The sequence below is a fragment of the Cryptosporangium aurantiacum genome (genome assembly GCF_900143005.1).
GTDB classification, from domain to species: Bacteria; Actinomycetota; Actinomycetes; order Mycobacteriales; family Cryptosporangiaceae; genus Cryptosporangium; species Cryptosporangium aurantiacum.
This window is the reverse complement of sequence record NZ_FRCS01000019.1, coordinates 132,241-139,790: the sequence shown is the minus strand read 5'-3', so window position 1 is coordinate 139,790 and position 7,550 is coordinate 132,241. Positions and strand designations below refer to the sequence as shown.

The window sequence follows — 7,550 nt, the reverse complement described above, 5'->3', positions numbered from 1 at the left end:
GCGTTGGCGGGGCCGAGTGTCGTGGCGCCGGATCGGAGTAGTGCTCCGGTGAGCAGTGCCCAGGTGCAGAGGGCGAACGTCGAGCCGGCCAGCCACCCGGTGCTGCCCAGCCCGACGCCCGCGGCGAGACCACCGAGCACGGTGACCTGCAGCAGCACACCGGCGGCCGGACCGCAGAGCGGGCTCGCCGTGCTGACTCGAACGTCTACCGTCACTGATCCACCCGTTCCGGTCGGGCGCGACCCTGTGTCGCGCCCGGAAAACACGGGGGGAACGGCCGGAAGGTTCAGCCTTTTCAGTCAGACAAGCGACAGAACGTGCCCGAGCCCCCGCGGTCCGGACGGAGCCGGGCGGGGGAGCAGGAACACGTGCATTCCGACGGCGATCGCGCCGGAGTCGGTGAGCGGGTTGTCGCCGACGAACAGCGTCCGCGCCGGATCGACGTCGAGCTGCTCGCTGGCGGCCAGGAACACCGGGATCGCGGGTTTGCACATGCCGTGCTGGAACGACATCACGACCGCGTCGACATAGGCCATCACGCCGAGCCGTTCCAGCGCCGGTCGCAGGTCGAAGCCGGTGTCGCTGACGATCCCGATCCGGATGCCGCGTTCGCGGAGCGTGCGGAGCGTCGGCACGGTGTCCGGGAACGCTTCCCACGATTCGGCGGCCACGGTCAGCGCGTACAGCTCCTCGCTCAGGCCCGGCGCGAGCTGTTCGCACCCGGCCGCGGTGTAGAGCGCGGTCCACACCGCATGGTGGCGGTCGGTGGAGAGGTCCCTGCCCTTGGCCATCTCCTCCGCGGTGCTGCTGCGGTCGAGCACGCGCTTCCAGACGTCGGCCACCTCGCCCGGGTCGAGCGGATCGGCACCCAGCGTGGCGGCGGCCCGGTGCAGCAGCGTCTCCCCGCTGCCTGCCAGGCGAATCAGGGTGTCACCGGCATCGAACAGAACTGCGTCGAACTCGCTCACGTCCGCGTCTCCTCCACAACGGCCCGTATCTCAGTGAATAGCACGCGGGCGGTGTCGTCCCAGTTCGGAAAGGATTCCGATCGGATCTTCGCGGCAGCGGCCATCTGACGGCGCCGCGGTTCGTCGTACGCGAGGCTCCGGAGTGCGGTGGTGAGCTCGCGGACGTCGCCCGGCGGGACGGCCAACCCCTCCACACCGTGCCGGGCCAGGTGCGGGAGGTTCCCCGCATCCCAGCCGACGACAGGCAAGCCGGCCGACATCGCCTCGCCGTAGACGGTCCCGTACGGCTCACGGACGCTGGCCAGCGCGAACACGTCCGCTGCGCGGTAAAAACCCACGACCTCGGCGGGGGTCTTGAGACCGTGCGCCACGACCCGCCCGTGCAGGTCCGGTTCTTTCATGCGGACGCGTACCCGCGCGCCATAGTCCGGATCGACGTCCGGGTCGCCGACCAGGTGTAGCGTCACCGCGTCCGGCGGCAGCGCGGCGACCGCCTCGAGCAGGTCGAGCAGGCCCTTCCGCTCCACCCAGTTGCCGACCGAGAGCACCGCCGCCTTCCGGCCCTGCCGCAGGTCGCCCTCAGGGGCCACCGGGTTGTCGGCCGGGTCGCGGCCGGGCGCCACGACCGTGAGCAGGTCCGCGGGCAAACCCGCCGCGCGGAGCGTGTCCGCCAGGTCGTCGCTGGCGATGAGCAATTTGGACGCGAAGCGGTACGCGCGTCGATCGAGGATTTGTTGGGTGTACCGGCGTAGTCCCTCGTGGTCGATGCCGCCGGGCGGCTGGTGCAGCATGCCGATGATCGGCGGCAACCCCTTCTTCGGTAACCACGGTCCGACGTACGCCGCGGCAATACTGTCCAGCAGGACGGCGTCCGGATGGAGTTGGGCGAGCCGACGCAGGAGCCGCGGCCCGGCCGCGACCGGCAGTGGCCACGGCCAGGTCGGCACCGAGACGAAGTCGAGTCGCGCGTCGTTCGCGGCGGCGCGGTCGGCGACGCGCCGGTGGTAGAGGTACCCACCGGTCATCGTCGCCGGGTCGCCGAGCGTGAGCAACGCGACCTTCATGGGGCTGACGCTGAGCGTGCTCAGGCGAGCACGCCCGTGTAGCCGCCGAACTCGGTGGCGTTCTCGTAGATGCGCACCGAGAGCGCGGAGCCGGGCGAGTCGATCGCCGCCCCGATCTTTCCGTGCACCCAGTTCGCGAACGCCTCGACGGTGACCGCGTCGGCGCCGATCTCCTTGCCGACGATCTCGTCCAGATCGGCGTCCCGGAGCCGCTCGGTGAGGTCTTCCAGCGCTCCGACCAGGACGTCGAGGTCGACGACCATGCCCTTCTCGTCGAGCTCCTCGCGGGAGACCACCAGCGCCAAGCGGTAGTCGTGGGAGTGCCGCTCGCCCTCCGGCGGCGGCATGTCCGGCATGACGTGGAAGGCGCGGACCTCGCGTGCGGTGCCTGCTTCGTACATGGATCAGTTCCTTTCGTCGTAGCGCAGCGCCGCGTGCAGTACTCCAGGCTCGCGGCGGTCGAGGGCGGCGTAGGCGTCCGCGGCGTCGCGCAGGGCGTACTCCGAGGTGGCCAGCGATGTGAGCGGCAGGGTGCCGAGCAGGTCCCGGGCGGTGGTGCGTCGACGGGCGTTCGTCCAGCGGCCCTGCGCCGCGAACGGAATCGTCGAGACCTGACTGCTGCGGATCGTCAACCGGCGCCGGTGGAAGTGCTCACCGAGCGGCAGCGGCACCGGTTTTGTCCCGTACCAGGAGCCGACCAGCGCGGTGCCCTCGTGAGCCAGCAGCGCGAGGCCGTCGGCGAGCGCCGCCGGTGCCCCGGACGTCTCGACCAGCAGCGGGACGTTCGTCGGCGCTTCGCCGGGCGCCACCGCACGGATCCCCACCTCGGCGGCGCGCTCCCGGCGCCACGGTTCCGGCTCGGTCGCGACGACACGCGCGCCGGCCCGGGTGAGCAGCAGCGACGTCAAAAGCCCGATCGCGCCGAGACCGGTGACCACGACCGTGTCCTCGAGCACCGGACCGGCGTCGAGGCTGAGCTGTAGGGCGGTCTCGACCAGCGGGAACAGCGTCGCGACCCGCGGATCCGTGGTCTCGGGCAGCACGACGACGTCGCCCTCGGACGCGACGAACCGGTCCTGGTGGGGGTGGAACGCGAACACGGTCGCGCCGCGGAGCGCGTCCGGGCCCTGCTCGACGACGCCGACGCAGCTGTAGCCGTACTGGAACGGGTACTCGAAGCCGCCGTCGGCGAGCGCGGTCAGCGTCTCGTCCCGTTCGGTGGCGGGGTTGAGCTCGCCGCGGTAGGCGAGCAGCTCGGTCCCCGCGCTGATGCCCGAGTAGAGCGTGCGAATCACGAGGTCACCGGGGTGCGGGTTCGGCGCGGGAATCGGCCGGACCTCGACGTGTCGGGGTGCGGTGAACCAGACGGCGTGGGCGCTCATCAGTCTCCGGAACAGGTGGCGGTTACTCAGCACAGTGTGCAACGGTCCAGGTGGTGGTGCCGGTTCAGTCCGCGAACGTGACTTTTACCAGCCGTTGGGCACCGGTGTCGGCTTGGAAGTAGGTGAGGTACTGGACCAGCCCGTCGCGCTCTGCGAACTCGGGGTGCCCGAAACCGGCGTAGTTGATGCCCTTGCCGCGCGTCGTCAGTAATCGGATTTCCTTCGACCACGGTCCGTACGGCGAGCCGCCGATCTGGGCCCGGAGCGTGTTGTCGCCGTACGGCAGGTAGACGTTGAGCCAGCTGCGCAGCGCGGGGACCCAGAGCACCGTGTTCCCCGCGGCACCGGCCAGCACGGTGTCCGCGGCCTTCCCCGCGTCCGGCGACCAGCGCGCCGCGCCCGAGGAGTCGCGTCCGGTGTAGAACGTCCAGCGCGACCGGTCGGTGATCCGGTCGAGCGGGGCACGGGCCAGATGACAGCGGTCCGTGCAGTCGCCGTAGACGTACGCCTCCTGCCCGACGACCATCGCCGCCGCGTTGTAACTGTCGGCGGGCGGAAAGAACATCGTCGGGTCCTCGCCCTCGATGCTGCGCACCGGCTTGACGTGCGCCGCGGTGAGCCGCGACACCCGGTGCGTGCGCATGTCCAACTCGGCGATGCCGGTGCCGAGCGCCCGGCCGTAGGGGCCCGAGCACGGCGTATCCGCACCGCCGCTGCGGCAGAGCTTGACGTAGAACACCAGGACGCGGGCCCGGCGCGGGTCGGCGATCACCGGGCCGGGCCAGTACGCGAACTTCGCGCCGCAGTAGACGTCGGTGGCCGGCGAGCACCCGGTCGACGGGTCGTGCTGCCGCTCCCAGGCGGTCTCCGCCGGGGTGTGGGTGATCAGCGCCGCCGGCGACTCGGCGTCGCTGCCGAAGACGTCGGTGCCGGTCAGCGTGACACCGTCGGAGGCCCGCAGGTCGGTGGTGGACGCTCCGCTGTTGGAGAGGAAACCCTCGGGGGAGCGAAGGACGGTGTCGCCGAACACCCAGACCGACCGGTCGCCGTAGCGGGCGCTCTGGCCGTTGTCGCGGGCCGCGACCCGCCCGTGCTCCCGGACCGGGCCCAGTTCGGTGGCCCGGAACGCCGGAATCGCAGGGAGCGCGTCGCGGAAGCTCCCGTCGGTGCCGTGCTCGTCGCGTCCGAGCGAGGAGCCGACGAGGATCGCGACCGCGCCCAGCGCGACGACGACCAGCGCGGCGATCAGCGTCCCCCGGTCGGGTCCGTCGTCCACCCGAAGCGGACGCTCCGGCGCGCGTCGTCGGAGAGCCGCCACGAATCCGACGCTACCGGGCGCGGGCGACCACCGTGCGCAGCAGCACCAGACCGATCAGCGAGCAGCACGCCGCCGCCGCGAACGCGGTGCGATAACCGCCGATCGCCGCGGCCTGGCCCACGACCAGCCCACCGACGCCGGTCGCGACGTCGAAGAACATCGTGAACGTCGAGACCGCGGCCGGCTGTTCGGACTCCCGGACCCGGCTGACGGTCAGCGCCAGCAGACCGGGGTACTGGAACGCGATGCCGGCGCCCAGCGGCAGGATGCCGACGTAGATCCAGAGCGTCGACGGGGCGGCCGCGATCACGACCAGCCCGATGACGATGCCGACGGTCGCGAACGTCCCGGCGCGGATCGGTCCGAGCCGGTCCGGTAACCCACCGGCGAAGATCCGGGCCGCGACCACCACGACCGAGTACACGAGGAACATCCACGCCGGGCTGCTGCCGTGCAGTTCGTCCACGTAGAGCGGGATGAACGCGTTGAACGCGACGACGCCGATGATGCCGAGCGCGAGCACCGTCCCCGGCCAGATCGCCGCGGAGTGGAACCGGGGCGCCCCCTCGCCCGGCGACCGGTGGTTGGCGATCAGCAGGATCGGCACGGTTCCGATCAGCTGCAGGGCGCCCGCCAGCAGGAACGTGGTGGTGAAGCCGAACGCGTCGTAACAGGGCTGGCCGACGACCGGGCCGAGCCCCAGCCCGAGATATGGCGCCACCGAGAAGTAGCTGACCGCTGCGGACCGCTGGTCGGCGGGCGTCGTCGCCATTACCCGGGCCGTGCACGCGACGAACAGGATCGCCAGCGCGGCACCGCTGACCAGGCGGAGCGCCAGCAGGGCAGCGAAGCTGTTCGCGAACGCGTTCCCGGCGGTGGCCAGCGCACCGGCGACACCCCCGAGGAGGATCAGCCGCTGGAAGCCCCAGTTCTGGATCGCCGGTGCGGTGAACGGCCGGACCACGACCGCGGCCACCGCCATCGCGCCCACGACGACGCCGATCGCCAGGTCACCGCCGCCGAGCGATCGGACGAAGTACGGCAGCACCGGGAGCGTCATGCCCAGCGACAGGAACGCGCCGAGTGCCGCGGCGAGCAGGGCGGCGAACTCGGGGGTGATCAATCGTGCGGTGGGACGATCGCGCAGCGTTGCCATGCAGCCCCCTCCGCCGTTGGAATCCGGTCTCCGAGGTAGACCCCGGGACTAACTTCCTAACCGCGGAGAGGGCGTCGGCGGTGTGCTCTGTGGCACACCTCACCGTAGGGGCGGCTCCCAGGTCGACGGGTCGTCCAGCGTGCCGACCGGTTCGGCGCTCGCGGCCACCCGTCGGCACTCGGCACGGTTCGCGCTCTTCGCCTCGGGACTCTCGTCGGCGGCGGAGCATTGCACCATGAGTTCCTGACCCGTGCCCAGCGGCAGCATCAGCAGCGTGGTGGAGTCGATCAGCTGCTCGTGAGCCTGATGCGGCCCGACGGTGGTGTTGGGCGGCTGGACGTACCGCGGGTCCCGCTGGCCGAGCGTCACGAGTATCGACGGTCGGTCGGCGGCGAACGACGTACCGAACTCGATGCCGGTGACCCGCTGCGCGGGCATCTCTCCGCGAGCCGGCTGCGCGGTCCTGTACGTGCGTGCGGCCCGCAGCTGCTGGGGCGGGTCCAGCCGCAGCGGCGCCACGAACGGCTTCGGGCGGTCGAGGCGGACCGAACGGGCGACCTCGGCCGCTGTGTCCAGCGGATCAGCGGTCGTCGTCACGACCCGCACCTGCGCTGACGCGCCCGGCGCCCACTCCCAGCGCAGGAGGATCCCGCCCGCGATCGGTTTCCTGTCTTTCGGTTTGCCCCCCGGCTCGTCCTCACGCTCGGCGATCGTCCACCACTGGCTCGGCTTCCCGTTGATGTCGGGGCCGGTCGTCGGCTCGCCGACCCGTTCGTCAAGAACGTCGGAGTACTCGCCGTTGCGGGGGACGACGTACACGCTGACGCTGGTCTTCTGGTCGGCGGATTCGGCGTCCACGGACTCCGCGGTGGCCAGCGTGTTCCGCAGTCCCTCGGCGACGCCGTCCGGGAGCCAACCCACCTCGAGCCGAGGTCGCAGGGGATCGAAGCTGGTCGGGGCGCTGACGACCGGCACGGGGCGGGGCGGATCCGGACGGAAGGCGGTCACCAGCCCGAGCGTCACGACGAGTACGACGGCGGCCGCGGCGGCGGCCAGGAGCCAGCGGCCGCGCTTCCGGTGCTGCTGCGCGGTGACGATCGCGCGGTCGACGTTCACGGTCGTCGGAGGCGCGGGCTCGCTCGCCAGCCGGGAGAGCAGCGTGCGGGTGTCGAGTTCGTTCATCGTCCGGCTCCTCGGCGGATCGTGGCGGGCTCGTCGTCGGGAAGGGCGCGACGCAACGACGCCAGCGCTTTGGCGGTCTGGCTCTTCACGGTTCCGGAGGAGCAGCGCAGTGCTTCGGCGGTCTGGTCGACCGACAGGTCGGCGTAGAAGCGCAGTACGAGCACGGCGCGCTGGCGCGGCGGGAGACCGGCGAGCGCGGTGCGCACGGCAACCGCTGCGGCCGGGTCGGCGTCGGTCGTCGTCGGGGAGTCCGGCGCCACGTCGACCAGCACGACGCGCCGGGCCCAGCCCGTCCGGCGCTCGCTCAGGAAGACGCGCACGAGCACCCTGCGGACGTACGCGTCCCGGTCGGTCGCGGCGGCCACCCGCGCCCAGTGCAGGTAGAGCCGGACGAGCGTCGCCTGCACCAGGTCGTCGGCGCGGTGCCAGTCGTGGCACAGCAAATGTGCGAGCCGCCGCAGCATCGGCAGGCGATCCGCG

General features: G+C 71.7%; 8 protein-coding genes and 1 pseudogene. All 9 read right to left on the bottom strand.

Features of this window, described 5'->3' with window-relative positions; all coding sequences use genetic code 11:
- A pseudogene (locus BUB75_RS37965) lies at positions 1 to 215 on the bottom strand (CDP-alcohol phosphatidyltransferase family protein); the annotation flags it as partial.
- Between the two features lie 84 nt (positions 216 to 299).
- Positions 300 to 968 carry an HAD family hydrolase gene (locus BUB75_RS37960; protein WP_073264525.1) on the bottom strand — a complete coding sequence of 223 codons (669 nt, stop codon included), beginning with the start codon at positions 966 to 968 and terminating at the stop codon, positions 300 to 302.
- Positions 965 to 2,032 carry a glycosyltransferase family 4 protein gene (locus BUB75_RS37955; protein ID WP_073264523.1) on the bottom strand — a complete coding sequence of 356 codons (1,068 nt, stop codon included), beginning with the start codon at positions 2,030 to 2,032 and terminating at the stop codon, positions 965 to 967. The genes BUB75_RS37960 and BUB75_RS37955 overlap by 4 nt, the downstream gene beginning before the upstream one ends.
- A gap of 20 nt (positions 2,033 to 2,052) precedes the next feature.
- Positions 2,053 to 2,433 carry a 6-pyruvoyl trahydropterin synthase family protein gene (locus tag BUB75_RS37950; protein WP_073264521.1) on the bottom strand — a complete coding sequence of 127 codons (381 nt, stop codon included), beginning with the start codon at positions 2,431 to 2,433 and terminating at the stop codon, positions 2,053 to 2,055.
- Between the two features lie 3 nt (positions 2,434 to 2,436).
- Positions 2,437 to 3,414, bottom strand: a complete 978-nt coding sequence (locus tag BUB75_RS37945; RefSeq protein ID WP_073264519.1) for a zinc-dependent alcohol dehydrogenase — start codon at positions 3,412 to 3,414, stop codon at positions 2,437 to 2,439.
- Between the two features lie 64 nt (positions 3,415 to 3,478).
- Entirely contained in the window at positions 3,479 to 4,732 is a 1,254-nt protein-coding gene (locus BUB75_RS37940) for a DUF4185 domain-containing protein (protein ID WP_143175675.1), read from the bottom strand.
- A 10-nt stretch (positions 4,733 to 4,742) separates the two neighbouring features.
- Positions 4,743 to 5,888 (bottom strand): MFS transporter, encoded by a 1,146-nt coding sequence (locus tag BUB75_RS37935; protein ID WP_073264515.1) that lies wholly within the window; start codon positions 5,886 to 5,888, stop codon positions 4,743 to 4,745.
- Positions 5,889 to 5,987: 99 nt separating this feature from the next.
- Complete coding sequence (locus BUB75_RS37930) at positions 5,988 to 7,070, bottom strand: hypothetical protein (RefSeq protein WP_073264513.1); 1,083 nt, start codon at positions 7,068 to 7,070, stop codon at positions 5,988 to 5,990.
- Positions 7,067 to 7,534, bottom strand: coding sequence for a SigE family RNA polymerase sigma factor (locus BUB75_RS37925; RefSeq protein ID WP_425430919.1), 468 nt, complete (start codon positions 7,532 to 7,534; stop codon positions 7,067 to 7,069). Before BUB75_RS37925 ends, BUB75_RS37930 begins: the two co-directional genes overlap by 4 nt.
- Positions 7,535 to 7,550 lie beyond the last annotated feature (16 nt).

Excerpts from the sequence above, each read along its gene's own strand:
- BUB75_RS37930 (WP_073264513.1), bottom strand. The coding sequence starts at position 7,070 with ATGAACGAACTCGACACCCGCACGCTGCTCTCCCGGCTGGCGAGCGAG.
- BUB75_RS37925 (WP_425430919.1), bottom strand. The coding sequence starts at position 7,534 with ATGCTGCGGCGGCTCGCACATTTGCTGTGCCACGACTGGCACCGCGCC.
- BUB75_RS37935 (WP_073264515.1), bottom strand. The coding sequence starts at position 5,888 with ATGGCAACGCTGCGCGATCGTCCCACCGCACGATTGATCACCCCCGAG.
- BUB75_RS37950 (WP_073264521.1), bottom strand. The coding sequence starts at position 2,433 with ATGTACGAAGCAGGCACCGCACGCGAGGTCCGCGCCTTCCACGTCATG.
- BUB75_RS37945 (WP_073264519.1), bottom strand. The coding sequence starts at position 3,414 with ATGAGCGCCCACGCCGTCTGGTTCACCGCACCCCGACACGTCGAGGTC.
- BUB75_RS37955 (WP_073264523.1), bottom strand. The coding sequence starts at position 2,032 with ATGAAGGTCGCGTTGCTCACGCTCGGCGACCCGGCGACGATGACCGGT.